This window comes from Thermomonospora cellulosilytica, assembly GCF_014138835.1.
In the GTDB taxonomy this organism is placed as follows: domain Bacteria; phylum Actinomycetota; class Actinomycetes; order Streptosporangiales; family Streptosporangiaceae; genus Thermomonospora; species Thermomonospora amylolytica.
In genome coordinates this window covers 6,307,560-6,333,125 of the sequence record NZ_JACJII010000001.1, presented here as the reverse complement: position 1 = coordinate 6,333,125, position 25,566 = coordinate 6,307,560, and the positions used below count along the sequence as shown (strand labels likewise).

Genomic DNA, 25,566 nt, shown 5'->3' with positions numbered 1-25,566 from the left:
GGGCCGCCGCGGCGCGCCCGCCCGGAGCGCCGCCGGATCGTACGAACCGACGAGAGAGACCTTCACACGATGGCGAACTTCACCGCCGCCGACGTCAAGCGGCTCCGCGAGCTGACCGGCTCCGGCATGATGGACTGCAAGAACGCGCTGACCGAGGCCGAGGGCGACTTCGACAAGGCCGTCGAGATCCTGCGCCTGAAGGGCGCCAAGGACGTCGGCAAGCGCGCCGAGCGCACCGCCGCCAACGGTCTGGTCGCCGAGCACTTCAACGGCACCGGCGACGGCGCGATCCTCGAGCTCAACTGCGAGACCGACTTCGTGGCCAAGAACGCCGGCTTCATCGAGCTGGCCGACCGCATCGTCAAGTTCGCCGCCGAGTCCGGCGCGGCCGACGTCCCGGCGCTGCTGGGCCTGGAGATCGAGCCGGGCAAGACCGTGCAGGCGCTGATCGAGGAGAACAGCGCCAAGATCGGCGAGAAGCTGGAACTGCGCCGCTTCGCCCACTTCACCGGCGCGTACGTGACCAGCTACCTGCACAAGTCCGACCCGTCGCTGCCGCCGACCACCGGTGTGCTGGTCGAGCTGGACAGCGAGAACCCCGAGGTCGGCAAGGACATCGCGCAGCAGATCGCGGCGATGGCGCCCAAGTACCTGACCCGCGACGACGTGCCGGCCGAGGCGATCGAGAAGGAGCGGGCGCTGGCCGAGCAGATCACCCGCGAGGAGGGCAAGCCCGAGAAGGCCATCCCGAAGATCGTCGAGGGCCGGGTCAACGCCTACTTCCGGGACTTCGTGCTGGTCGAGCAGGCGTTCGTCAAGGACAACAAGAAGACGATCGGCAAGGTGCTCGAGGAGGCCGGGGTCACCGTCAAGCGGTTTGCCCGCTTCAAGGTGGGACAGGCTTAACAGTCCTGCTCGGAGGTATCCCTGAGCAAGGCACGCACGCACATCCGCTACGACGAGGAGGCCGCCGCCGTGAAGCACGAAACGACCGCTGACACGACGGCGGCCTCGTCGTCATCGCCGCGGACTCCGGTGCAGCCGGGACTGCCCCGGGGCGGCTGGAAGCGGGTGCTGTTGAAACTGTCCGGCGAGGCGTTCGCCGGCAACGAGCCGCTGGGCATCGACCCGCAGGTCGTCCACCACGTGGCCAAGGCGATCGCCGAGGCGGTGGGCGAGGGCGTGCAGGTCGCCGTGGTGTGCGGCGGCGGCAACATGTTCCGCGGCGCCCAGATGGCCGAACGCGGCATGGACCGCGGCCGGTCGGACTACATGGGCATGCTGGGCACCGTGATCAACTGCCTGGCGCTGCAGGACTTCTGCGAGAAGCTCGGTCTGGACACCCGGGTGCAGACCGCGATCACGATGGGCCAGGTCGCCGAGCCGTACATCCCGCGGCGCGCGATCCGGCACCTGGAGAAGGGCCGGGTCGTCATCTTCGGCGCGGGCCTCGGCCAGCCGTTCTTCTCCACCGACACCTGCGCGGCGCAGCGCGCGCTGGAGATCGGCGCCGAGGCGGTGCTCAAGGGCACCCAGGTCGACGGCGTGTACGACGCCGACCCGCGGAAGAATCCGGACGCGGTCAAGTTCGACCATTTGGACTACGGTGAAGTCCTACAGCGCGGGCTGAAGGTCATGGACGCCACGGCCATCAGCCTCTGCATGGACAACAACCTCCCCATCGTGGTCTTCGACCTGATGGGGCAGGGCAATATCATCCGGGCCGTCCGGGGCGAGAAGATCGGCACGCTGGTCAGCCCGGCGGACGGCTGACCGGCCGCGGGCCACGGCCGGGCGGCAGGCAGGCGCAGGACAAGGTGACGGGAGCCCGAAGTGATCGAGGAGATCCTCTTCGAAGCCGAAGAGAAGATGGAGAAGGCGGTGGCGGTCGCCAAGGACGACCTCGCGGGCATTCGCACCGGCCGGGTCACGCCCGCCATGTTCAGTAAGATCACCGCCGAGTACTACGGGACGCCGACGCCGATCAACCAGCTGGCCTCGTTCACGCTGCCCGAACCGCGCATGGTGATCGTGCAGGTCTTCGACAAGTCCTCGATGGCCGCGGTGGAGAAGGCGATCCGGGACAGTGACCTGGGCGTCAACCCCAGCAACGACGGCAACGTCATCCGGGTGGTCTTCCCCGAGCTGTCGGAGGAGCGCCGCCGCGAGTACATCAAGATCGCCGGCGGCAAGGCCGAGGACAGCAAGATCTCCATCCGCAACATCCGGCGGCGGGCCAAGGACGCCCTCGACAAGCTGGCCAAGGACGGCGAGGCCGGCGAGGACGAGGTCCGGCGTGCGGAGAAGGAACTCGACGACACGACGCACAAGTACGTCGCCCAGATCGACGAGCTCCTCGAGCACAAGAAGGCGGAGCTGCTCGAAGTCTGATGGAAGCCGCACACGGCCGGGAGGCGCCCCCGCCCCCGGCCGGTCCCCCCACGTCCACCGGCCGCGCCGGCCGCAACCTGCCCGTCGCCATCGGCGTGGGCCTGGCCCTCGGCGCGCTGGTCCTGGTCTCCCTCTACACCGTCAAGGAGATCTTCCTCGGTGTCATGACGGTGTTCCTGGCCCTGGCGGTGCGGGAACTGACCCAGGCGTTCGGCTCCCGGCAGATCCGGGTGCCGCAGGCGCCCGCCGTCGCGGGCATCGTCGCCGCCCTGCTGGCCGCCTACCTGGCCGGGCCGCTCGGCCTGGCGGCGGCGCTGGCGCTGACCGTGCTGGTGTTGCTGACGTGGCGGATGCGGGCGGGCGCCGAGGGGTACGTGCGGGACGCCACGGCGGCGCTGTTCATCGTCGGGTACGTGATGCTGATGGGCGGCGTCGTCGCGCTGATGCTGGCCCCGGACGACGGCGCCGACCGCATCACGATCTTCATCGCCGTCACCGTCTCCAGCGACATCGGCGGCTACTTCGCCGGGGCCTTCCTGGGCAGGCACAAGATGGCCCCGACCATCAGCCCCAAGAAGACCTGGGAGGGCTTCGCCGGGTCGGCGCTCACCTGCATGGTCGTCGGCGCCTGGCTGGTGCCCTGGCGGCTGGACGACGGGCATCTGTGGCAGGGCGCGCTGCTCGGCGCGGCCGTGGTGTGCACGGCGGTCGTCGGCGACCTGGTGGAGTCGCTGATCAAGCGGGACCTGGGCCTGAAGGACCTGGGCACGCTGCTGCCCGGGCACGGCGGCGTGATGGACCGCCTGGACTCCCTGATCATGACCGCGCCGGTGGTCTGGCTGCTGCTGGAGCTCTTCGTCCGCACCTCCTGACGGCCCCGGCCGCCGGGGCGCGGGCCGTCAGGAGACGACCCAGGTACGGCCCTCGTCGCGCAGGCGGCGCACCAGGGCGTTGGAGCCCTGCGCCTTGGCGTACCGGCGTTCCTCGTCGGTGATCGGGACCAGCCACAGCCAGCGCACGGGGTCGCCGCCGACCGTCAGCCCGGTCAGGTCGGGGGCCTGCGGGCCCGGCAGGCGGCCGGGGTCGTCGAGCAGCAGCACGCCCGACCAGCGCGGGTCCGCGGCGTCGGGGGCGTTCAGCGGGAACGTCCTCGGCTCGTGGTACCACTTCACCATGTCGCCGGGGGCGAACCAGGTCACCGAACGCCACGGGTACTGGGCCAGCCACGGGAAGATGCTGCCCGCCCGCCGGCTCGGCAGCGTGGTCGCCACCGCCAGCTCGATCCGCGCGTAGGCGGACACGTCGTCCTCGTACAGCTCCACCGTCGGCATCCGCTGCCGGCTCATGCCGAGGGTGCTCAGCACGGTGAAGTCCCGCCCGGGGCGGGCGGGCCGTTCCGACACGCTCACCACCGGGGCCGCGCCGGGGGCGGCGCCGGGGCCGCGGAACTGGCGGCCCACGTCATGCCAGTAGTGCCCGCCCGGGCCGAGCCGGTTGAGCAGGTGCCCGAGCGCGGACTGCTGGAACTGCGCCCACGCCCCCTCGGTGCGGCACCACTCCCAGAACGCCCGGGACCGTTCGATCCGCCCGGCGAACTCCTCGATCTCCTCCTCGAGCGGGAAGGCGAACGGGCTCTGGGCGGTCGCGTCGCGGGTGTAGCCGGGGATGCCGCGGTTCATGTCGGACCAGGCCGGGATCACGCACAGCGGTTCGCCGTCCTCCAGCACCGCCGCCCCGTCGCCCTCCTCGAACCAGACGGCCTCCAGCGCACCGGGGTCCAGCGCGGCCCGGCCCTCGGGATGCCGGGTGCGGCCCGCGGGCATCATCGGCGTCAGCCCGGCGTTCAGCCGCGCCAGGTCCATGCCCGCCTGGGCCGGCTGGTGGTTGGCGATCCACGTCGCCCCGATCACCGTGTCCCGGGCGTCCCGCAGGTACGCCGCGGTGGTGACGCCGTCGGTCTCCACGGTGAGACGGCGGCTGCCGTACGGGCTGGTGTCGGCGAGCAGGACCCGCGCCCCCGTGTCCGGGGCGGACGGTCGGGAGGAGCCCGAGGTTCTGCGCAAAACCGCCATGATCGGCACTGTAGTGGGCCGTCGTGGCCGCCGCACGGCGAAGGCATCACCCGGTGTTTGCCACACTGGAGGGACCATGTCTTCCACCACTCAGCCGGTCCCCGCGCCGCCGGAGCCCGGCAAGCTCACGTTCGTGGCCCCGCGCCGCGCCAGGCCGCCGCGCCACCTGGCCGACCTGACCTCCGCCGAACGCCGGCAGGCGGTGGCCGAGCTGGGGGAGAAGCCGTTCCGGGCCGACCAGCTGTCGCGGCACTACTTCGCCCGGCTGGTCGACGACCCGGCGCAGATGACCGACCTGCCCGCCGCGGTCCGCGACCGGCTGGCCGCCGAGCTGATGCCGCCGCTGCTGACCCAGGTGCGGGCGCTGGACTGCGACGGTGGCACGACCCGTAAGACGGTCTGGCGGCTGTTCGACGGCACGCTGGTCGAGTCGGTGCTCATGCGCTACCCGGACCGGATCACCATGTGCGTGTCCTCGCAGGCCGGCTGCGGCATGAACTGCCCGTTCTGCGCCACCGGGCAGGCGGGGCTGACCCGCAACCTGTCCACCGCGGAGATCGTCGAGCAGGTCGTGGCGGGCGCCCGGGCGCTGGCCCGCGGGCAGATCGCCGGAGGGCCCGGCCGGGTGTCCAACATCGTGTTCATGGGCATGGGCGAGCCGCTGGCCAACTACAAGGCGGTGCTCGGCGCGGTCCGCCGGATCACAGACCCGGCCCCGCACGGCCTGGGCATCTCCCAGCGTTCGGTGACCGTCTCCACGGTGGGCCTGGTCCCGGCGATCGAGAAGCTGGCCGCCGAGGACCTGTCGGTCCGGCTGGCGGTGTCGCTGCACGCGCCCGACGACGAGCTGCGCGACGAGCTGGTGCCGATCAACACCCGCTGGAAGGTCCGCGAGGTGCTGGACGCCGCCTGGGCGTACGCCGACCGCACCGGCCGCCGGGTGTCCGTCGAGTACGCGATGATCAAGGACGTCAACGACCAGGCGTGGCGGGCCGACCTGCTCGGCCGGCTGCTGAAGGGGCGGCTGGCGCACGTCAACCTGATCCCGCTGAACCCGACGCCGGGGTCGAGGTGGACCGCCTCGCGGCCGCGCGACGAGCGGGAGTTCGTGGCCCGGCTGGAGGCCCACGGCGTGCCGGTGACCGTGCGCGACACCCGGGGAAGGGAGATCGACGGCGCCTGCGGGCAGCTGGCCGCCGCCACGGAGTGAGGATGCACAAGCGGCGCTTCCCGGTGGTGCTGCGGGGTTACGACTGCGCGCAGGTCGACGCGCTCACCGAACGCATCGAACGGGCCCTGCGCACCGGCTCCTGGGAGATCACCCCCGAGGACGTGATGCGCAGCCGGTTCGCGGTGGTGCTGCGGGGTTACGACCAGCGGGCGGTGGACGAGTTCCTGTACGAGAGCATCGCCGAGCTGCGGGCCCGGATGGCGCCACCGCCGCCCCGGCGCCCGCCCGAACGTCCCCGGGTGGAGCCCGCCCGGGTGATCGGCTGGATCGAGGGCACCCGGTTCTCCTCGCGGTCCGGGGAGCACGCCGGATACGACGCCCGGGACGTGGACGCGTTCCTGGACCGGGTGATCGCGGGGCTGCGCGGTCAGGGCCCACGGGTCGACGCGGCCGAGGTGCGCGCGGCCTCGTTCCGGACCGTGCGCCTCGGCCTGGGGTACGACCGGCGCGAGGTGGACCATTTCCTCAGCCGGCTGGCCGATGCGCTGGAGTCGGCGGCGTACTGAGCCCTTTCCGGGACGGCGTTCCCGGGGTGAGCCGGGGTGCCGCCCGATCACGGCTCGTGATGGGCGGGCTCGGTGGAAACGGATCATCGATCCCGTGTCCCGCCATTTCGGGCTGGGCGGTTCGGGGGCGCTCTGTTTCCGAAAACGGGGACGGGCGGTCCGGGCGCGGGCACAGCGGGTGCCGGGCCGGTCGCCGCCGCGCGTCGTGGCTGGTCCGCCGGGGTGCGACGGAACACGCGGATGATCGCTCCGGCCGGGAGAACGCCGGAGATCGCGGAAGCCGGGAAAGGGATCGCCGTGAAAGGTTATCCACAATCGTAAAGAGCTCTGGCCAATCGGCTCCGCTCGGGGGACGCTACCTGGCATGGACTGGATCGTCACTGAACGTCAGCGGCTGCACTCACTGTTCGGTGTCTTCCTCGCCCCCGAGGTCAGCGCCGCGATCGTGCCGTTGGCCCGCCCCGCGCTCCGGCTCGGCGGCCAGGGCAGGGCCGTCCGGCTGGGCGGCACGCCCCTGCTCCCGCCCGGCGAGTCCTGGCCCCGCTGGGCCGGACGCCCTCTGGACTTCCTGGCCCTCGTCGACTTCGCCGAACTGGCCGCCGTCCTCCCGCAGCCCGACATCCCCGAGAGCGGCCGCGCCGCCTTCTACTACGCCGGCCGCACCCCGCGCCCCTGGGGCAGCCGTGCCGAGGAACGCGACGGCTGGCGGGTCTTCACCGGCGAGCTGGTCGAGGCGTCACCGCCCGAGGGCGTCCACCACACGCCGTCCCGCACCCTGGGCGCCGCCCCCTTCCTGTCCCTGCCGGCCCCGCAGGAGCCCGTCCTGCGGCAGGTCGAGTCCCGCTACAGCGGCATCCTGGCCATCTACGAGCAGTTGTACGCCGCCTGGCTCCAGCACATCTGGCCCGACGACCCGATCCACCAGATCGGCGGCTGGCCCGTCATCGTCCAGCGTCCCGTGACCGCCGAGGCCGGCCACGCCTCCTCCGGCCACGACCCCGACCTCCCCCTCCCACCCCACGACCGGACCGATGCCGACGACTGGTGCCACCTTCTCCAGCTCGACTCCGACGACCGGCTCGGCTGGCACTGGGGAGATCCCGGCCGCGTCTACTTCTGCACCCGCAAGTCCGCCCCCCTGGAGGACTCCTGGCTCATCCTCCAAGCCCGCTGACAGCCCGACCCAAGCCCTCCACCGGCCACCCCGTCACCACCTCTGGGCGAGCCACTCCACCAGCGACAACCCTTACCGCCATCAGCGATGGCAGGGCACCCGGTGGTCGGCGCCACCCCTGGAGCCGTCTCATGGCGGCCTGCGTGTGAGGTGTTCGAGCCGGGCCGGTGTCGGGTGGTGGGGCTATCTGGGGTGACGGGCCAGGAGGAGGTGGACGGCCGTCGCGGCGGCGCACCAGAGGATCAGGTGGACGGCCAGGCCGGGGAAGGCGGTGGTGAACGCCTCGGGGGAGGTGTGGGCGGCTCGGATCCACTCGATCATCGGGATCGAGAGGGGACTGAGGGGGCCGATGCTCAGAAGGAGCGCGGTGGTGGTGGCGGTGAGGAGGGCCAGGAGGGAGTGGGCGGGGGAGGGGATGAAGGCTCGCTGGGCGTAGGCGCCCAGAAGGGTGCCGGCCAGGGCCGTCAGGGCGTTGAGCGCGGTGCCGGCGAGCATGGCGGAGGCGCCCGTGCCGGCGGAGCCGCATTGGATCAGGGGGAGCGCCACGACCAGGACGGTGAGGGTCAGGTTGACGAGGTAGGCGGCGAGGAGGGCGGCCGTGGCGGGGAGGAAGGGGCCGCCCGCCGCGGTCGTCGTGAGGGCGCGCTGCTCGTCGGGCGGGGTGTCGAGCACGGAGCGGGCCGTCCAGGCGGCCAGCAGGAAGGTGAAGACGGCGACGTCGCCCAGCGTGCCACCGGCCAGGGTGGGCGCGTCGGGTCCGCTGGGCCATTGGGAGAGGACCAGCACCAGCGCCAGCAGCACGACGATCACCGGCGGCAGAGCGCGCAACGAGCGCGCGTAGCCGTGGACGTGGAAACGGACCAAGGCACTGAAGGCCCGGGTCCTCGAGGCGGGTCGGTCGGTGGTCAAGGGCTGCACTGCCGTTCCCGGGTCAGGGCTTTCGGCGAGCGGCGGACGGTGGGCGCTCCTCCTGGGCGGCACGTGTCAGGGCGGATGTGCGGGCGAGGCATTGATCTGCGTGCTCCTGCGTGGTGTCGGACTTTCGATGTGCCCTGGTCGCCGTGTCGAGGTGCCCTGTACGCGGGGGCGGGTGGTCATGTCGGTGGGGTGGCCGCCGGGGCGGAGGGAGGGCGGGCGGTGACGGTGTGGCCGCGGGATTCCAGTTCGGCGGCCAGGGCTTCGGCCTCGTCGGAGCGGACGGTCACCTCCAGGACGGTCCAGGTGGGCGGGGCGTTCGGTGGATCGTCGGAGGTGAGGGGGGTGACGGTGGAGTCGGCGACGCGGACGCGGCGGACGCCTGGGAGGTCTGCGATGCAGCGCTGGTGGTCGCTGATCACGAGGGTGGAGCCGCGGCGGGCGAGTTCGGCGGCCAGGGCGGGCAGGGCGTCGCGGGTGGTGGGGTCGAGCCCGGCGAACGGTTCGTCCAGGACGAGGAGGCCGGGATGGGCCAGGAGGGCCTGGGCGATACCGACCTTCTGGGCGCTGCCCTTGGAGAGTTCGGGGAGCCTGGTGTTCAGGAGGGGGCCCAGGGCGAGCCGTTCGATCCACGGGTCGGCGGCCGTGCCGGGCAGGCCGCGGACGGCGGCCATGTGCGTCAGGTAGGCGCGGACGGTGAAAGGCTGGGCGACGGGGAAGCGCTCGGGGGCGTAGCCGACGTTCCGGGGACGGCCGGTGACGGCGCCGCGGGACGGGCGGCGCAGGCCGGCGACGAGACGCAGGAGGGTGGACTTGCCGGCGCCGTTGCGGCCGGTGACCTCGGTGATCGTGCCCGGCTCGAGGGAGAGGACGACGTCCCGCAGGACCCAGGGGGCGGACCGCCGATAACGGAAGGCGACGCGTTCCAGACGCATAGGCTGTGCAAGGTAGCGATCATCGTGTAAGGCCGGTGTCAAGCGCGGGGAGGGCGGAATGCCGAGCGCAGCGGGAGGCTGTGTCTTCTGCGAGATCGTCAAGGGCGAGCACCAGGCCCACGTCGTGCTGGACACCGGGGACGCGATGGCGTTCCTGGACAACCGGCCGCTGTTCAAGGGGCACACGCTGCTGGTGCCGAAACAGCATCACGAGACCCTTCCCGACCTGCCCGCGGAGCTGCTGGCCCCGCTGTTCGGGTACGCCCAGCGGCTGGCCGCCGCCATGGAGGAGGCGCTGGAGGCCGCCGGGTCGTTCGTGGCGATGAACAACCGGATCAGCCAGAGCGTCCCCCACCTGCACATCCACGTGGTGCCCCGCAACCGCAAGGACGGCCTGCGCGGGTTCTTCTGGCCGCGCACCAAGTACGCCTCCGAGGACGAGGCGGCGGCCTACGCGACCCGCCTGCGCGAGGCGCTGAACGAGTTCCGATGAGCATTCCGCAGGAGCCGCCTGCGGATCGGCGTCGGATGCCGCGCAGGCGTCTTCCGCCACCGGCGCGCGCCCGGGGCGCGGGTCGCATGACCTCGACTTCGCGCACCTGGGGCGTGAGGCGCATGGCCTCGACTTCGCGACCCGGGGCGCGAGGCGCATGGCCCCGCTGGCGTCACGCGTTCCCGGGACGTCCGGCTCGATGATGTACGGGTGTGCGGTTGACCGCGCGGGTCGTCAGCGGGTGCCCCAGGTGTAGGTCTGCTTGCGGAGTTTGAGGTAGACGAAGCTCTCGGTGGTCAGGACGCCGGGGACGCCGCGGATGCGGCCGAGCAGCTCCAGGAGCTGCTCGTCGCTCTCGGCGACCAGCTCGACCAGGATGTCGAACGAGCCGGCGGTGATCACCACGTAGTCGATCTCCTCGATGGCGGCCAGCTCGTCGGCCACCTTCTCCAGGTCGCCCTCGCACTTGATCCCGATCATCATCTGCCGGGAGAAGCCCAGCATCAGCGGGTCGGTGACGCCGACGATCTGCATCACCCCGGTGTCCAGCAGCTTCTGCACCCGCTGCCGGACCGCCGCCTCCGACAGGCCCACCGCCTTGCCGATCGCGGCGTACGATCGGCGGCCGTCGGTCTGCAGCTGCTCGATGATCCGCTTGGAGAGCTCGTCCAGGTGCACGCCCCGGGCGGTGCCGGCCGGCGGCCGCGGCCGTTGCTGGGGGACGTCCGTCATCGGGGCACTCCTCGCGTCGGTGCCGGGGTCGCGCGCAATCAGCGTAGGGCGGCCCGTCCCGGGTCCGCCTCCCGTCTCATCATGCTGCGACATCCGGCCAGTTAGGGCGGAAGATCAAGCGAATCAGTCGTGAAACTCGATCGTAACAACGGAATCCCTTGTCAGGTGGGGTTATTGTCTGCGAAGGTGCGACCAGGGCGCGCTCCGGGATCCCAGGGGCGCGCCGCGATGGACTACGGAGGTCAAGGGTGACCGGCAAGCGACTGCGGAACTTCGTGGGCGGAGAATACGTCGACGCCAAGGACGGCCGGACCTCGGAGGTGATCGACCCGAGCACCGGACTGGCCTACGCCGAGGCACCGGTGTCGGGTGCCGAGGACGTGGACGCCGCGGTGCGCGCCGCCGCCGAGGCGTTCCCCGGCTGGCGGGACGCCACCCCCAAGGACCGCGCCCTGGCGCTGCTGAGGATCGCCGACGCGGTGGAGGCCCGGGCCGAGGAGCTGATCGAGGCCGAGTGCCGCAACACCGGCAAGCCGGTCGGCCTGACGGCGGAGGAGGAGATCCCGCCGATGGTCGACAACATCCGGTTCTTCGCCGGCGCCGCCCGGATCCTGGAGGGCCGCTCCTCCGGCGAGTACATGACCGACCACACCTCCACCATCCGGCGCGAGCCGATCGGGGTGTGCGCCCAGGTCACGCCGTGGAACTACCCGATGATGATGGCGGTGTGGAAGTTCGCCCCGGCGCTGGCGGCGGGCAACACCGTGGTGCTCAAGCCCTCCGACACCACCCCGGTGTCCACGCTGCTGCTGGCGGAGATCGCCGCCGAGTTCCTGCCGCCGGGCGTGTTCAACGTGGTGTGCGGCGACCGCGACACCGGCCGGACGCTGGTGGAGCACCCCGTTCCGCAGATGGTGTCGATCACCGGCAGCGTCCGGGCCGGCATGGAGGTGGCCGCCTCCGCCGCCCGGGACCTCAAGAAGGTGCACCTGGAACTGGGCGGCAAGGCCCCGGTGGTGGTGTTCGACGACGCCGACGTCGCCAAGGCCGCCGAGGGGATCGCCGGCGCCGGGTACTTCAACGCCGGGCAGGACTGCACCGCCGCCACCCGGGTCCTGGTGCACGAGCGGATCGCCGAGGAGTTCACCGCCGCCCTCACCGAGCAGGCCAAGGGCACCAAGGTCGGCCCGCCCAGCATGACGGACGCCTACTTCGGCCCGGTCAACAACGCCAATCAGCTGGAACGCGTCCAGGGCTTCCTGGACCGCGCCCCCGAGCACGCCGAGGTCACCACCGGCGGGCACCGGCTGACCGGCGAGGGCTACGACGGCGGCTACTTCTTCGCCCCCACGGTGGTCACCGGCCTGCGCCAGGACGACGAGATGACCCAGAACGAGATCTTCGGCCCCGTCATCACCGTGCAGACCTTCGGCACCGAGGACCAGGCGGTCGAACGGGCCAACGGCGTCAAGTACGGTCTGTCCGCCAGCGTGTGGACCAGGGACCACGCCCGCGCCATGCGGATGACCCGCCGCCTGGACTTCGGCGCCGTCTGGGTCAACACCCACATCCCGTTCGTGTCGGAGATGCCGCACGGCGGCTTCAAGCACTCCGGCTACGGCAAGGACCTGTCGATGTACGGCTTCGAGGACTACACGCGGATCAAGCACGTCATGCACTACATCGGCGACTGATCCCCCGACGCCCGTGAACCCCAGCCCCCCGCCCGGCCACCGGCAGCCGCACCGGCTTCCGCCGTACAGGCACGCCCGCACGTGCCGGTGGCCCGGCGGCCGTGGCGGCGGCCCGGCGGGCACCGGGCGCGGGGGACGGCCGGCGGGGGCGTCGTCGGGGGTTCGAGCAGATGAGAGGGAATGCCCGTAGATGACCGAGACACAGGACGCCCCCGTGCGCGACGGGCAGGGGACGCTGCCGGCGATCGAGCTGGCCGGGGTGGTGAAGGAGTACCGGTCGCACGGTGAGGTCGTGCGGGCGGTCAAGGGGATCGACCTGGCGATCGGGGAGGGGGAGTTCTTCTCCCTGCTGGGGCCGTCCGGGTGCGGCAAGACCACCACCATGCGGATGATCGCCGGGTTCGAGGAGCCCACCGAGGGCGAGGTGTTCCTGCACGGCGAGCGGGTCACCGGGGTGCCCGCGCACCGGCGCGACGTGAACATGGTGTTCCAGTCGTACGCGCTGTTCCCGCACATGAGCGTGTTCGAGAACGTGGCGTTCGGGCTGCGCCGCAAGGGCGTGGAGCGTTCCGAGATCGCCCGGCGGGTCGGCGAGATGCTGGAGATCGTCGACCTGGCCGGGCGGGAGAAGCGCCGTCCGGCCCGGCTGTCGGGCGGCCAGCAGCAGCGGGTCGCGCTGGCCCGCGCGCTGGTCAACCGGCCGCGGGCGCTGCTGCTGGACGAGCCGCTGGGCGCTCTGGACCTCAAGCTGCGCCAGCAGATGCAGGTGGAGCTCAAGCGGATCCAGCGCGAGGTCGGCGTGACGTTCGTGTACGTCACCCACGACCAGAGCGAGGCGCTGACCATGTCGGACCGCATCGCGGTCATGAACGACGGCCGGATCGAGCAGCTCGGCTCGCCCCGTGAGGTCTACGAGCATCCCGCCGGCCGGTTCGTGGCCGGGTTCATCGGCACCTCCAACCTGCTGTCCGGCGAGGTCACCGAGGTCGCCGCGGGCCGGGCGGTGATCGCCGCGGGGGAGGGCCAGCGGATCGTGGTGCCGCTGCGCGACGGCATCCCGGTGGCGGCCGGGCAGCGGATCGAGCTGACCGTGCGCCCGGAGAAGATCGAGATCGCCACCCGGCCCCCGGCCGACCGGGACTCCGCGCTGCGCGGGACGGTCACCGAGGTGGTCTACCTCGGCACCTCCACCAACTACAACGTGACCACCTCGACGGGCGCCGAGGTGGTCGTCTTCACCCAGAACGCGACCGGTGCCGAGGACATCGCCGTACGGGGCGACGGCGTGTGGCTGTCGTGGGACCCCCGGTACTCGTACCTGATTGGAGCAGCATCATGAGCCGGTACCCGCACGGCGGCGACCCCGCCTTCCGCCGCGGCCTCACCAGCCCCCGCCACGTCGGCAGGCGCGACGTCCTGCGGCTGTTCGGGGCGGCCGGCGCCGGGCTGGCACTGGCCGCCTGCGGGGTCGAGGGGCAGGGCGGCAAGGACAAGGTCACCGCCTCCGACGTGGAGAAGTTCTGGGCGGGCAAGGCCAGGAACGGCCGGCTCGACTGGGCCAACTGGCCCGGCTACATGGAGGAGGACCGCGCCACCCTCAAGGCGTTCACCAAGGCCACCGGCATCCAGGTGAACTACCAGGAGGTCATCCAGGAGAACGCCGAGTGGTTCGGCAAGATCGAGGCGCCGCTGCGGGCCGGGCAGTCCATCGACTTCGACCTGATGGTCATGTCGAACGGCATCCAGCTCGAGAAGTGCCGCCAGCTCGGCTTCCTGGCCCCGCTCGACCACTCCAGGCTCCAGGCGTTCGCCAAGAACGCCGGGCAGGGCTTCAAGAACCCCTCCTACGACCCGAACAACGCGTTCACGGTCCCGTTCATGTCGGGGATCACCGGGATCGCCTACAACACCAAGTACGTCGACGAGGAGATCACCAGCATCGCCTCCCTGTGGGACGCCAAGTACAAGGGCAAGATCGGCATGATGGCCGACTCCCAGGAGCTGGGGAACTTCGGGATGTTCGCGGTCGGCGTCGACCCGGAGAAGTCCACCCCCGCCGACTGGGAGAAGGCCGCCGCCAAGCTGCGCGAGCAGCGCGGGCTGGTGCGCAAGTACTACACCCAGGACTACGCCGACGCGCTGTCCAAGGGCGACGTGTGGATCACCCAGGCATGGTCGGGCGACGTCTACAGCCTCGGGCTGGAGGACGTGAAGTTCGTCGTCCCGCAGGAGGGCGGCACGCTGTGGACCGACAACATGTGCATCCCCAGGACCGCCGCCAACCCGGTCGACGCCATCACCCTGATGGACTGGCTGTACGACCCGCGCGCCAACGCCACGCTGACCGAGTACATCAACTACATCACCCCGGTCCCGGCCACCCAGGAGATCATCAGGCAGGACGCCGCCAAGGCCACCGGTGAGGACAGGACGGCGCTGGAGCAGCTGGCGACCAGCCCGCTGGTGTTCCCCACCGAGCAGGACATGGCCAGGCTGCGCCGCTACCGGACCCTCACCCAGGCGGAGGAGACCCAGTACCAGAAGATCTTCACCCCGATCCCGCAGGGGTCGTAGGTGCGGCGGTCCCGGGGCGCGCTGGCGCCGTACCTGATGATCCTGCCGGCCGGGCTGTGGCTGGCGATCTTCTTCGCGGTCCCGCTGATCACGATGCTCTCGCTGTCGTTGCAGGAGGGCAACCTGATCGACGGGTTCCGGCAGACGCTGCACTGGCAGAACTACACCGAGGGGCTGGCGACCTACGGCGACAAGTTCGTCCGGTCGCTGTGGTACGGGCTGCTGGCCACCGGATTGTGCATCGCCGTCGCCTACCCGGTGGCGTACTGGATCGCCTTCCACGCCGGCGACCGCAAGGGGCTGTACCTGTTCCTGCTGCTGGTGCCGTTCTTCGTGTCGTTCGTGCTGCGCACGGTGTCGTGGAAGTTCGTGCTGGCCGACAACGGGATCGTGCTGGGGACGCTGAAGGGCTGGGGGCTGCTGCCGGACGGCTTCCACGTGCTGCAGACCTGGTACGCGGTGGTCTTCGGGCTGGCCTACAACTTCCTGCCGTTCATGGTGCTGCCGATCTACGTGGCGCTGGAACGGGTCGACCACCGGCTGGTGGAGGCGGCCCAGGACCTGTACGCCGGGCGGGTGCAGGCGTTCTTCCGGGTGGTGCTGCCGCTGTCGCTGCCCGGGGTGTTCGCCGGGGTGATCATGACGTTCGTGCCGATCTCGGCCGACTACGTCAACGCCGCGATCCTCGGCGGGCCGGACAACACCATGATCGGCAACGTGATCCAGACCGAGTACTTCAACAACAGCAACTACCCGACCGCCTCGGCGCTGTCGTTCACGCTGATGGCGATCCTGCTGGTGGGGATCTTCCTGTACGCGCGGGTGCTCGGGACCAGGGACGTGCTGGAGGCGGCGGGCCGATGACCATCACCGCGACGAAGGACGCCCCGGCCGCCCGGCGGCGCCGCGGCCTCCCCAAGGGGCTCGGCCTGCGGATCTACACCTGGCTGGTGATCGGCTGGCTGGTGCTGCCGATCGCGGTGATGATCGCGTTCGGGTTCAACGACACCTCCAGCAAGTTCAACTTCACCTGGGAGGGCTTCACCCTCGAGTGGTACGCCCGGCTGTTCGAGCGGGAGGACCTCACCACGGCGCTGGTCAACTCGGTGGTGATCGCGCTGGCCAGCACGGTCATCACCACGGTGCTGGGGACGCTGGCCGGGCTGGCGCTGGGCCGGTACGCCTTCCGCGGCAAGGGCGTGTCGAACCTGGTGCTGTTCGCCGCGATCTCCAGCCCCGAACTGGTGATGGGCGCCTCGCTGCTGTCGATGTTCGTCACGCTGAACACCCCGCGCGGCTTCGGCACGATCCTGGTCTCGCACGTGATGTTCTCGATCGCGTTCGTGGCGATGACGGTGCGGGCCCGCGCGGTCGGGCTGGACCCCTCGATCGAGGAGGCGGCGCGTGATCTGGGGGCCGGGCCGTGGACCACGTTCCGGCTGGTCACCCTGCCGTTGATCATGCCCGGGGTGGTGTCGGGGGCGCTGCTGGCGTTCGCGCTGTCCATCGACGACTTCGTGATCACCAACTTCACCAGCGGCTCGACGGTGACGTTCCCGCTGTGGGTGTGGGGGTCCACCCGGACGGGCACCCCACCGCAGGTCAACGTGATGGGGACGCTGCTGTTCGCGGCCGGTGTGCTGCTGGCGGTGGTCAACGTGATCATGACCCGCCGGCGGGCCCGCCGGGTCTGAGGAGGCTCTCGTCGTGGACGTGCTGAAGTCGCTGGCCGAGGCCGAGCCGGTGCCCTACTGGCTGACCGACCCGGCCCGGCCGGAGCCCGAGCCCGCCCTGGTCGGCCCGGTCACCTGCGACCTGGCGGTGGTGGGCGGCGGCTACTCGGGGCTGTGGACCGCGCTGATGGCCAAGGAACGCGACCCGTCACTGGACGTGGTGGTGCTGGAGGCCGACCGGATCGGCGGCGCGGCCTCCGGGCGCAACGGGGGCTTCTGCTCGGCGAGCCTCACCCACGGGCTCGGCAACGGCCTGGAACGCTGGCCCGGCGAGATCGCCGCCCTGGAACGCCTCGGCCGCGACAACCTCGACGGCATCGAACGGACCCTCGCCCGGTACGGGATCGACGCCGAGTTCGAGCGCACCGGCGAGCTGGACGTGGCCACCGCGCCGTGGCAGCTGGACGATCTCGCCGAGCTGGCCGAGGCCGCCCGCGGGCTGGGCCAGGACATGACGCTGCTGGACGCCGAGCAGGTCCGCGCCGAGGTCGACTCGCCCACCTATGTCGGCGGGCTGTGGGACAAGGACGGCACCGCGATGCTGCACCCGGCCAAGCTGGCGTGGGGGCTGGCGGAGGCGTGCCGCTCACTGGGGGTGCGCATCCATGAGCGGACCCCCGTGCGTTCGCTCACCGACCGTTCGGGCAGGTTCGGGCTCGTCACCCCGTACGGGAGGGTGTCGGCGGCGAAGGTCGCGCTGGGGACGGGGGTCTTCCCGCCCTTGCTCAAGCGGCTGCGGCACTACCTGGTCCCGGTGTACGACTACGCCCTCATGACCGAGCCCCTCAGTGCGGAACAGCTCGCCTCCATAGGCTGGCGTCACCGCCAGGGGCTGGCCGACAGCGCCAACCAGTTCCACTACTACCGGCTGACCGCCGACAACCGGATCCTGTGGGGCGGGTACGACGCCGTCTACCACTACGGCAACGGGATCCGCGCCGAGCTGGAACGCCGCCCCGCCACCTTCGCCACCCTCGCCCGGCACTTCTTCCAGACGTTCCCCCAGCTCGAAGGGCTCCGCTTCACCCACGCGTGGGGCGGCGTCATCGACACGTGCAGCCGGTTCTGCGCGTTCTTCGGCACCGCCCACCGGGGACGCCTGGCCTATGCGGCCGGCTACACCGGCCTCGGGGTGGGCGCGACCCGCTTCGGCGCGGCCGTGATGCTCGACCTGCTGTCCGGCGAGGACACCGAGCGCACCCGCCTGCAGATGGTGCGCAACAAGCCGATCCCGTTCCCGCCGGAACCCCTCCGCTACGCCGGGATCCAGCTGACCCGCCGTTCCATCGCCCGGGCCGACCGCGACCGAGGCCGCCGCGACCTGTGGCTGCGCACCCTCGACCGCCTCGGCCTCGGCTTCGACTCCTGACCCCCGTCCGGACGTTCAGGCGACGCGCCCGGTCCGCCGCGCGGCGACCAGGGCCAGGACGCCGACGGCGATGAGCGCCCAGCCTCCGGAAACGGGCTCGATGATCGACATCGGGACGCCCAGCAGAAGCAGGTAGCCGCCGACCTGCCGGGGGACGCGGCCGGTCGTGCGCAGGGCCCACCGGGTCAGGGTGCCGACGGCGAAGAAGCCGATGCCCGCGAAGAAGAACCACAGCACGGCCTCCCGCTCGGCGTCGCCCTCGACACCGTTGAACACCCCGGCGCGGAGGATGTCGCCCCATGCTCCGGGCATCACCGCGAAGGCGTAGACGGTGTGGACGACCGCCAGGCCGATGATCAGGCGGGGCAGCCAGCGGACCCATGTGTTCACGAGCGACCTCCCCGGGCGGCCCGCGCCCCGGCGCGGGCCATGCCAGCCACCACCAGGTGATGGAACGGACGGATCAGGTTGAAGTAGAGGGACCCGAGCCTGCGGTGGTACTTCACCACCGTCACCACCTCGAACCGGTTGAGGTCCCCGTCGGGACGGGCCATGATCGCCAGGTACGCCGTCAGGTGGCTGTCGGCGGCCTCCAGCACCAGATACCGGTCCTCGGCGGCCTCGGTCACCGTGAAGAAATGCACCGGGGCGCCCGGGGTGAAGGGCACGTCCTCCGGTCGCAGCCGTCGCCCCATCCGGCCGGCGGTCGTTTCGAGCCCCGCGCCCCGCGCGAACACGTCGCGCACCCGGAACAGCGCGGTCAGCCACGCCGGCTGCCAGCTCAGCGTGGCGGCGGCGTACTCCCGCAGGGTCAGCGCCGCCTCGGCGACCTTGACGTCGACGTGGTCGGCGTCCTCGGTCAGCGAGCGCAGCTCGGGGATGTCAGGCGTGGTCCGCATCGTCCTCTCCTCGCCTCGTCGCGAGCCGGATGGTGAGCTCGTAGACCTCCCGCAGCTCGGCGGGGGCCAGCGTGGGGACGATCTGCTCGGCCCCGATGGTGATCAGGTAGAGCAGCCGGGCGATCCGGTCGGCCTCCCGCGCGTCGCCGCCGTACTGCCGCCACAGCGAACGCAGGTACGCCATCCGGGTCGCGTCGATCCGCTCCTGGACCCGCCGCACCTCCGGGTCCTGCAGCGCCCAGGCCCGCACGGCGATCTCCAGCTCCGGCCCCGTCTCGTCGCCGACCACCAGGTCCAGCAGCCGCCGCAGCCGCACCAGCGGCGGCGCCGCCGGATCGCGCTCGGCCTCCTCGATGAACCGCGTGGTGCCCTTGTCCTCGAAGTGCCGCAGCAGCGCCGTCCGGAAGCCGCCCATGCCCCCGAAGTGGTGGTAGAACGACCCCTTGCTGAGCCCGAGCCGCCCGGTCAGCCGCTCGATCGTCAGCGCCGGGGCGCCTTCGGCCGCCAGGATCTCCAGCCCCGCGTCCAGCCAGTCCGTCTTGCTCGCCATCCCTCACCATTCCATACCGTTTGGTATGGAGATGAGCATACCAAACCGTATGGTCTGCTCTCCGGGCGGGGGAGCGCCCGCCTCGGGCGGCCGGGGGACAGCCGGTCCGGCCGCCGACGAGTTCGCGCATATGCCCAGGTGACCGGCGTGCCGTGCGGTCTCCTCGATCCTGTGCGGCACGCTCCGGTGTGCGGTCGGACGGCCTTTCGGGGAGTCGTCGTGCCGATGTCCATCGGATCATGAGGCGTGCGTCAGCCCCGGTGAGAACGGATATGAAGACGGCGCCACCGGATTTCCGGTGGCGCCGTTCCGATGGATCGCGGCGGCTCGTCCTCGGACCGGGCAGCCGCCCGCCGGGGGCCTAGACCAGGGTCTCCAGGCGTTCGGCGAACTGGGCGGCGGTGGGGCGGGTGCTCGGGTCGCCGAGGCAGGAACGGACCAGGTCGGCGACCTTCGGGGGAAGGTCCTCGGAGACCGTGGGCGCGTTGCTGAGGACCTTGCGCAGCGTCAGCAGCGGGTCGTGCACCGGCAGGCCGCCGTAGATGCCCGTTCCGGCGGCGAACCAGTGCAGGACCGCGCCCAGTGACCACACGTCCACCGCGGTGGTGGCCGGCTCGCCGCGCAGCACCGCCGGGTCGGTGAACTCCACCGACGGCAGCGCCCCCATCCCGGTGATCGTGACGCCCGGGGCCAGCACCTGCGCCAGCCCCAGGTCGGCGAGCTTGCCGCCGTCCTCGGTGAGCAGCACGTTCGAGGGGTTGATGTCGCGGTGCACGATCCCCGCGTCGTGCAGGGCTTGGGCCGCGCGGGCGGCGCAGGCCAGCGCCCGGTGGTAGTCGGCGCGGTCGCGCGGCCCCGCCGGGGACGCCAGCGACCCGCCCGGCAGGTACTCCATCGAGTAGTAGAAGATCCCGGCCTGCTGCCCGGCGTCGTACAGCGTCACCAGGTGCGGGGAGCGGACGGCGGCGAACGCCTTCAGCTCCCGGGTGGCGCGGCGGAAGGCGTCCTCGCCCGTCCCGCCGACCACCTTGACGGCCACGTACTCGTCCTCGACCGGCAGCCGCTCGGGCCGGTACGCCAAGAAGAACTCGCCGTGGTTGCCCTTGCCGAGCGAGCGGATGAAGTCGTAGTCGGCGATGCCCTGCATCAGGTGTCCTTTCCAGCCGGCTGAACGGCGCGGCGCTCGGCCGGGTCGACCAGGGTGACCCGCCGCCCGGCGGCGCGCCGCACGGCGGCCTGCCCGGGGGCGGTCGGGGCGATGACGATCACGTGGGGTTCGGCGCCGGCGACCAGTCCGGGCAGCTCGGCGGCCACGTCGGCGGAGAACCGGCTGACCACCCGGACCGGCAGCTCCTCGGTGCGGATCGCGGCGGCCAGCCGTTCCAGCCCGGCCATGGTGCCGGCCATCTCGGCCAGCTCCGCCGACAGGCCCAGCCCGACCTCCAGCCGCTCGGCCGGGTAGGGCCGCAGATGGACCAGCACCACCTCACGGGAGCCGTCGCCGGCCGCCTGCTCGCGGGCGATCTCGGCCAGCCCCTCGACCTCGTCGGGATCCTCCACGACCACCAGCACCCGGCGGTCGACCCGCGGTCCCGCGGCCGCCCGCTGCGCCTCGGCCAGATCCCGCTCCACCTGCCGGGCCGGGTAGACCCGGCTCAGCAGCGGACCGGTCATCGCGGTGGTGACCAGCGCCATCACCACCATCAGCGAGTACAGCTCGGTGTCCAGGACGCCCTTCTCCAGGCCCACGCTCAAGATCACGATCTCGGTGAGCCCGCGGGTGTTGATCAGCGCGGCCAGCGCCGCGGCCTGCCGGCCCGGGACCCGCTGCAGCCGGGCGGCCACGTAGGCGCCGCCCAGCTTGCCGCCGATCGCCACGGCCAGGATCACCGCCAGCACGCCGACGCCGCCCAGGTCGAGGGTGGTCAGGTCCACCGACATGCCGGCCACCACGAAGAACATCGGCAGCAGCAACAGCACCGCGAGCTGCTCCAGCCGCTCCAGGATCTCGTGGTTGAGCTTCTCGGCGCCCTCGCGCGGCATCACCGCGCCGAACAGGAACGCCCCGAAGATGAAGTGGACGTGCATCCACTCGGTGGCCCACGCCGACGCGAACAGCCCGATCAGCACCAGCGCCAGCAGGTTGGGCGTCAGCCGCCCGGCCTTCTCGTAGGCCGGCACCATCCGCCGCAGCAGGGGCCGCACGCCCAGGAACATCACCAGCGCGAACGGCACCGCCAGCGCCACCTGCCACTGGCCGGACCCCCCGGTCCCGGCGATGGCGACCACCACCGCCAGCACCGTCCACGCCAGCACGTCGATGATCGCCGCGCAGGCCAGCGCCAGCCCGCCCAGCCGGGTGCGGTGCATCTGCCGGTCGGTCAGGATGCGGGCCAGCACCGGGAACGCCGTCGCCGACATGGCCGCGCCGAAGAACAGCACGAACGGCAGCGTCCGCCCCTGGTCGTGGTCGGCGGCCAGCCACAGCGCCACCAGGCAGCCCAGCCCGAACGGCAGCAGCGTCGAGCTCAGCGACACGCTCGCGGCGACCCGGCCCCTGCCGCGCACCAGCTTCTGGTCCAGCTCCATGCCGACCACGAACATGAACAGCACCAGGCCCACGTCGGCCAGGCCCTTGAGCACCGGCCGCAGGTCGGCGGGGAACAACTGCTGGCCGATCACGTCGCCCAGCAGCGTCGGCCCCAGCACGATCCCGGCCACGATCTCGCCGATCACCGGGGGCTGGCCGATCAGCCGGGCGCCCATGCCCAGCAGCCGGGCCAGCGCGAGGACGACGACGATGTCCAGCAGCAGAATGTCGACCCGCATCAGCGCTTCCTATGCGACTCGTAGCGGAAACTGCGCGACGCGCCGAGCCGCACCATGGTCCCCGGCCAGATCTGGAACGGGGTGCCGGCCGGGATCTGCTGGTACTCCGACTCGCCCGGCGGGATCACGTAGGTGCCGTTCACCGAGCCGAGGTCGACCAGCATCACGTCCCAGTCCTGCAGCATCACGTGCAGGTGCCGGCGCGACACCGAGCCGCCCTGGTCGTCGACCCGGGCCGGGCGCGCCTTGCCCGCGGTGACCAGGTCGGCCCGCTCCGGGTCGCGACCCATCACGTAGTCGGTGTCCAGCCGCAACGCCATCCCGTCGTCCAGCAGCAGCACGCCCAGCGGGGGGCGCGGGCCGCGGCGCGGGATCACCGTGAGCTGGCCCATGGCGATGCCGCACACCCCGCAGTAGTGGGCGCGGGGATCGTTGAAGTGGCCGTTCTTGCAGTCGCCGCCCCACACCTCGGGCCGGGAGTCCGGCTCGGGGTCGATCCGGGTGCGCGGCGGCGGCGCCGGCGCGGCGGGCGCGTCCGGCGGCTGGACCAGCAGCACCGACTCGAACGGCTGCGACCGGATGTCCTCGGGCGGGATGTCGCCGGGCGCCGCGGCCCGTGCCCCCGCGACGGGCTCGTCGGGCACCGGCGGCATGCCGCGCGAGGTCGGCGCGTCGGCCTGCTGCGGGGCGGGCGGCGCGGCGGGCGCGCCCGCACGGGCCGCTTCGCGGCGCGGATCGGTCGGGGCCTCCGGCAGCCGGAGCGCCTGCGCCTGCCACTGCTCGTGCGGCTGCGCCGGCTGTGCGGGTTGCACGGGCTGTGCGGGCTGCGCGGGCTGTGCCGGGTGCGCGGCCTGCGCGGGCCGGGCGGGCGGCGCGGCGGCCCCGGCCGGGTCGGCCAGCCACTGCAGGCCGCCGCCGGGCACGACCCCGGCATCGAGCCGCGCCCGCGGATGCGCCTGCCCGGCGGTCGGCAGCCGCAGCTCGATCCGGCCCACCGGTCCGCTCACGAACCGGTCGGTCCAGGTCAGCGCGGTCTGCCCGCCCAGCGTCAGCTCGCCCTCGGCACCGGACACGGTCGCCGTGGCGTTCCCGGAGACCAGCACCGCCGCCCCCCCGTCGGCGGGACCGGCCACCGCGCAGGCGGCCATGGACGTGGCCATCGCACCGGCCAGCACCTGTGCCACGTTCCGGATCAGGGCACGGCCGGCGTCGGGGTCGCGGCCGTCGCCGGCGGCCGCCCACAGCGCCTGCAGGAGCCGGTCGGCCACGTCGTCGGCGGCGTCACAGGCCAGCAGCAGCCCGCCGGCGTGGGCGACCAGCCCGCCGCCGGACAGCGGCCGCACCATCGGGCCGGACGGGAGGGCGGAGGGTTGCGCGACGGGTTGCGCGCCGTGGTCGAGGCGGTTCATACCAGCCGCCCCCCACGGAACCGCCAGCGGATGAACGGCACCCGCATCGGGCCGTTCGCCACCAGCCACACCACCAGCCACACCACCAGGAAGTGCGTCCAGAACGCCGCGGCGGGCGGGCTCACCGCGATCCCCGGGACCGCGTCCAGCTCCAGCAGCGCCCACAGCAGCAGGCCCTCGTTGATCAGGGTGAGCAGGCCGAACATCGTCGGCCAGTCCTTCTCCCAGCGGAACTGCATCAGGAAGTGGTAGACGAACTCCCAGACCACCCCGAGGACCGCGACGGACGCGAGCACCACCAGGCCGGTCTGGTACAGGTCGGCGAGCCCGGCGCCGCCGGTGCCGGGCAGCACCGGCACGATCAGCGCGGTGACCACCAGGCCGACCGTCGCGAGCAGGAAGAGCCGGGTCTGAATCCGGCCGAACAGCGTGGGTACCACGATGGACCTTTCGTCGTCGTGCGGTTCGGGCGATCCTCGCTACGCCGCGGTCGCCCGGCCCGCCTTCGGGGGTCTGGGGGCCGCCCCCCAGACGAGGCAGGTCAGATGGCCTTGTTGCGCGCCCACTTGAGCCACTGCGAGGTGGACCGCAGCGGGCCCAGCTTCTTGCAGAAGCCCCGGCGGGCCAGGTCGTCGGCGATCTCCTGGGCGGCGATCTGCAGTCCCAGGAAGGTGTCCACCCCGGGGAAGTAGCCGCCGAGGGTGGCCGTGCCCGAGGCGTACAGCGCGCCGTTGCCGCTGGCGGTGCCCTTCACCTCGAAGTGCCGCTCCACCTCCAGCCGGCCCAGCGGGTTGCGCCCCGCGCCGCTGTGCTGCAACAGGTCGGCCAGCACCCGGTGCTCGGTGATGTCGGCCTCCAGCCCGGTGCAGTCGATGATGAAGTCCGACACGTACTGCTGGACCCGGCCGTCGTTGCTGCGCACATGGCTGACCAGCCGGTTGTCGGGGCTGGGCTCGACCTTGTCCACCACGCCCTGGAACGCGTGGTACCAGTTCTCCCGGCGGCCCTTGGCCATCTGCTGCTGCCAGCGCCGCCGCTTGGGCGTGTTGGTGCCGCCCATGTCCTTGTAGAGCTTCTTGCGGTCCTCGCCGTCCAGCTTGCGCATCTGCGCCTTGAGCTGGCCGCCCCACACCGACTTGGGGTAGTTGAAGCCCTGGTACGCCCAGCCGTCGCCGCCGCGCCGCCGCATGAAGATGTTCGGCCCGTGCGAGCCGGCGATGAACGTGCGGAAGATGTGCACGATCTGCGTCTGCAGCCCGAACTTCTCCCGGTCGTCCATCAGCCGCTGCAGCACCCGGGAGGCGACGATGCCGCCGCCGCGCACCACCACGACGCCCGGCCGGTTCTTGAGGGTCTCGTAGACGTGCTCGTGCCGCTCGTAGGCGTTCACCACGCGGGTGTAGTCCTGGTAGCGCTCACGGAAGTCCTGCAGGTCGGGCAGGAACTTCAGGCCCGGGTAGCCGATCGCCAGGTGCACGTACTGGGAGCGGAACGCCACCCGCCGGGTCTCGCTGAGCCCCTCCGGCGGCGTCAGCACGGTGAAGTAGCCCCCGCCGACGCGCTTGCGCACCATCCGGACCTGGCCCTTGACCAGCATGTCCCAGTAGGAGATGCGCTTGGCCTCGCGTTCGAGGTTCCTGAAGACCGTGCCGGCGCGGGGGGTCCAGTAGTCGTTGACGATCGGCTCGGTGCCGACCTGCCACAGGTAGCTGAGCTTCTTCTCCCGCCACGCCTCCTCCAGCGCGTAGGACGGGAAGCCCCACAGGTTGTCCGGGCGGGAGGAGGAGTCGGACCGGATGCGCTCGGGACGGGGGATCTGGGACACCCGGGTCAGGTACTCGTAGGTCTCCCAGGGCGTGTCGATGTTGGACAGCACCCGCAGGCTGGTCGTCGGCACGCCGTACACCCGCAGGTAGTCCAGCGTGACGAAGGAGCCGATCCCGCCTCCCACGGTGACGAACGGAATGTCGTGCACCGGGATTCCTGCGGCGTGCAACTGTTCGTCGGTCCACTGGGAGGTATGCAGCAACTCAGGTGTCAGGTCGCCGCGGGTCGGTGGG

26 protein-coding genes are annotated in these 25,566 nt (G+C 71.8%); 14 read left to right on the top strand and 12 right to left on the bottom strand.

The window, feature by feature from the left end:
• The first annotated feature begins 69 nt into the window (after window positions 1-69).
• The 4 genes from tsf (at window position 70) to HNR21_RS29825 (ending at window position 3,263) form a co-directional block, all read left to right on the top strand.
• Entirely contained in the window at window positions 70-906 is an 837-nt protein-coding gene (gene tsf / locus HNR21_RS29840) for a translation elongation factor Ts (protein ID WP_119729297.1), read from the top strand.
• Window positions 907-1,035: 129 nt separating this feature from the next.
• Entirely contained in the window at window positions 1,036-1,773 is a 738-nt protein-coding gene (gene pyrH / locus HNR21_RS29835; RefSeq protein WP_119729298.1) for a UMP kinase, read from the top strand.
• Window positions 1,774-1,833: 60 nt separating this feature from the next.
• The gene (frr, locus tag HNR21_RS29830) at window positions 1,834-2,391 is read left to right on the top strand and encodes a ribosome recycling factor (protein WP_119729299.1); all 558 of its coding nucleotides are present in this window, start codon (window positions 1,834-1,836) and stop codon (window positions 2,389-2,391) included.
• Window positions 2,391-3,263 (top strand): phosphatidate cytidylyltransferase, encoded by an 873-nt coding sequence (locus HNR21_RS29825; protein ID WP_119729300.1) that lies wholly within the window; start codon window positions 2,391-2,393, stop codon window positions 3,261-3,263. Before frr ends, HNR21_RS29825 begins: the two co-directional genes overlap by 1 nt.
• A gap of 27 nt (window positions 3,264-3,290) precedes the next feature.
• Here HNR21_RS29825 and HNR21_RS29820 read toward each other — a convergent pair whose 3' ends face one another.
• Window positions 3,291-4,463, bottom strand: a complete 1,173-nt coding sequence (locus tag HNR21_RS29820; protein WP_182707777.1) for a suppressor of fused domain protein — start codon at window positions 4,461-4,463, stop codon at window positions 3,291-3,293.
• Window positions 4,464-4,539: 76 nt separating this feature from the next.
• On the opposite strand from HNR21_RS29820, the gene rlmN reads away from it, so the two are divergent.
• The 3 genes from rlmN to HNR21_RS29805 all read left to right on the top strand — a co-directional run bounded on the left by rlmN (window position 4,540) and on the right by HNR21_RS29805 (window position 7,374).
• Window positions 4,540-5,673, top strand: a complete 1,134-nt coding sequence (rlmN, locus tag HNR21_RS29815) for a dual-specificity RNA methyltransferase RlmN (RefSeq protein WP_182707776.1) — start codon at window positions 4,540-4,542, stop codon at window positions 5,671-5,673.
• A 2-nt stretch (window positions 5,674-5,675) separates the two neighbouring features.
• Window positions 5,676-6,200 (top strand): DivIVA domain-containing protein, encoded by a 525-nt coding sequence (locus tag HNR21_RS29810; protein WP_182707775.1) that lies wholly within the window; start codon window positions 5,676-5,678, stop codon window positions 6,198-6,200.
• Between the two features lie 364 nt (window positions 6,201-6,564).
• Window positions 6,565-7,374, top strand: a complete 810-nt coding sequence (locus tag HNR21_RS29805) for a DUF1963 domain-containing protein (protein ID WP_119729303.1) — start codon at window positions 6,565-6,567, stop codon at window positions 7,372-7,374.
• Window positions 7,375-7,557: 183 nt separating this feature from the next.
• Here the strand turns inward: HNR21_RS29805 and HNR21_RS29800 are convergent, their stop codons facing one another.
• Window positions 7,558-8,202: a hypothetical protein gene (locus HNR21_RS29800; RefSeq protein ID WP_182707774.1), complete on the bottom strand. Its 645-nt coding sequence runs from the start codon at window positions 8,200-8,202 to the stop codon at window positions 7,558-7,560.
• Window positions 8,203-8,468: 266 nt separating this feature from the next.
• Complete coding sequence (locus HNR21_RS29795) at window positions 8,469-9,224, bottom strand: ABC transporter ATP-binding protein (protein ID WP_182707773.1); 756 nt, start codon at window positions 9,222-9,224, stop codon at window positions 8,469-8,471.
• 58 nt (window positions 9,225-9,282) lie between these two features.
• Between HNR21_RS29795 and HNR21_RS29790 the strand changes: the two genes are divergently transcribed.
• A complete protein-coding gene (locus tag HNR21_RS29790) occupies window positions 9,283-9,717 on the top strand; it encodes an HIT family protein (RefSeq protein ID WP_182707772.1) in 435 nt (144 codons plus the stop codon).
• Window positions 9,718-9,951: 234 nt separating this feature from the next.
• On the opposite strand, the gene HNR21_RS29785 is transcribed toward HNR21_RS29790, so the two are convergent.
• Entirely contained in the window at window positions 9,952-10,449 is a 498-nt protein-coding gene (locus tag HNR21_RS29785) for an Lrp/AsnC family transcriptional regulator (RefSeq protein ID WP_119729308.1), read from the bottom strand.
• Window positions 10,450-10,697: 248 nt separating this feature from the next.
• Here HNR21_RS29785 and HNR21_RS29780 point away from each other — a divergent pair, with 248 nt between their 5' ends.
• The 6 genes from HNR21_RS29780 to HNR21_RS29755 all read left to right on the top strand — a co-directional run bounded on the left by HNR21_RS29780 (window position 10,698) and on the right by HNR21_RS29755 (window position 17,819).
• Window positions 10,698-12,143 carry a gamma-aminobutyraldehyde dehydrogenase gene (locus tag HNR21_RS29780; RefSeq protein WP_182707771.1) on the top strand — a complete coding sequence of 482 codons (1,446 nt, stop codon included), beginning with the start codon at window positions 10,698-10,700 and terminating at the stop codon, window positions 12,141-12,143.
• Window positions 12,144-12,333: 190 nt separating this feature from the next.
• Entirely contained in the window at window positions 12,334-13,482 is a 1,149-nt protein-coding gene (locus tag HNR21_RS29775; protein ID WP_119729310.1) for an ABC transporter ATP-binding protein, read from the top strand.
• Window positions 13,479-14,717 (top strand): polyamine ABC transporter substrate-binding protein, encoded by a 1,239-nt coding sequence (locus tag HNR21_RS29770; protein WP_182707770.1) that lies wholly within the window; start codon window positions 13,479-13,481, stop codon window positions 14,715-14,717. Before HNR21_RS29775 ends, HNR21_RS29770 begins: the two co-directional genes overlap by 4 nt.
• Before the next feature lie 36 nt (window positions 14,718-14,753).
• On the top strand, window positions 14,754-15,581 hold the full coding sequence (locus HNR21_RS29765; RefSeq protein ID WP_182708900.1) for an ABC transporter permease: 828 nt from the start codon (window positions 14,754-14,756) through the stop codon (window positions 15,579-15,581).
• The gene (locus HNR21_RS29760) at window positions 15,578-16,411 is read left to right on the top strand and encodes an ABC transporter permease (protein WP_182707769.1); all 834 of its coding nucleotides are present in this window, start codon (window positions 15,578-15,580) and stop codon (window positions 16,409-16,411) included. The genes HNR21_RS29765 and HNR21_RS29760 overlap by 4 nt, the downstream gene beginning before the upstream one ends.
• A 13-nt stretch (window positions 16,412-16,424) precedes the next feature.
• The gene (locus HNR21_RS29755; RefSeq protein ID WP_182707768.1) at window positions 16,425-17,819 is read left to right on the top strand and encodes an NAD(P)/FAD-dependent oxidoreductase; all 1,395 of its coding nucleotides are present in this window, start codon (window positions 16,425-16,427) and stop codon (window positions 17,817-17,819) included.
• Between the two features lie 15 nt (window positions 17,820-17,834).
• On the opposite strand, the gene HNR21_RS29750 is transcribed toward HNR21_RS29755, so the two are convergent.
• The 8 genes from HNR21_RS29750 to HNR21_RS29715 form a co-directional block, all read right to left on the bottom strand.
• Window positions 17,835-18,209 (bottom strand): DUF6463 family protein, encoded by a 375-nt coding sequence (locus HNR21_RS29750; RefSeq protein WP_182707767.1) that lies wholly within the window; start codon window positions 18,207-18,209, stop codon window positions 17,835-17,837.
• Entirely contained in the window at window positions 18,206-18,718 is a 513-nt protein-coding gene (locus tag HNR21_RS29745) for a DUF2867 domain-containing protein (RefSeq protein ID WP_182707766.1), read from the bottom strand. Before HNR21_RS29745 ends, HNR21_RS29750 begins: the two co-directional genes overlap by 4 nt.
• The gene (locus HNR21_RS29740) at window positions 18,702-19,268 is read right to left on the bottom strand and encodes a TetR/AcrR family transcriptional regulator (RefSeq protein WP_182707765.1); all 567 of its coding nucleotides are present in this window, start codon (window positions 19,266-19,268) and stop codon (window positions 18,702-18,704) included. Before HNR21_RS29740 ends, HNR21_RS29745 begins: the two co-directional genes overlap by 17 nt.
• Window positions 19,269-19,629: 361 nt before the next feature.
• Entirely contained in the window at window positions 19,630-20,415 is a 786-nt protein-coding gene (locus HNR21_RS29735) for a serine/threonine-protein kinase (protein ID WP_119729317.1), read from the bottom strand.
• Window positions 20,415-22,097 carry a cation:proton antiporter gene (locus HNR21_RS29730; protein WP_220500351.1) on the bottom strand — a complete coding sequence of 561 codons (1,683 nt, stop codon included), beginning with the start codon at window positions 22,095-22,097 and terminating at the stop codon, window positions 20,415-20,417. The genes HNR21_RS29735 and HNR21_RS29730 overlap by 1 nt, the downstream gene beginning before the upstream one ends.
• Complete coding sequence (locus HNR21_RS29725; RefSeq protein WP_182707764.1) at window positions 22,097-23,443, bottom strand: FHA domain-containing protein; 1,347 nt, start codon at window positions 23,441-23,443, stop codon at window positions 22,097-22,099. Before HNR21_RS29725 ends, HNR21_RS29730 begins: the two co-directional genes overlap by 1 nt.
• 59 nt (window positions 23,444-23,502) lie before the next feature.
• Window positions 23,503-23,946 carry a hypothetical protein gene (locus HNR21_RS29720; protein ID WP_182707763.1) on the bottom strand — a complete coding sequence of 148 codons (444 nt, stop codon included), beginning with the start codon at window positions 23,944-23,946 and terminating at the stop codon, window positions 23,503-23,505.
• A gap of 101 nt (window positions 23,947-24,047) precedes the next feature.
• On the bottom strand, window positions 24,048-25,481 hold the full coding sequence (locus tag HNR21_RS29715; protein WP_312881409.1) for a hypothetical protein: 1,434 nt from the start codon (window positions 25,479-25,481) through the stop codon (window positions 24,048-24,050).
• Between the last annotated feature and the right edge of the window lie 85 nt (window positions 25,482-25,566).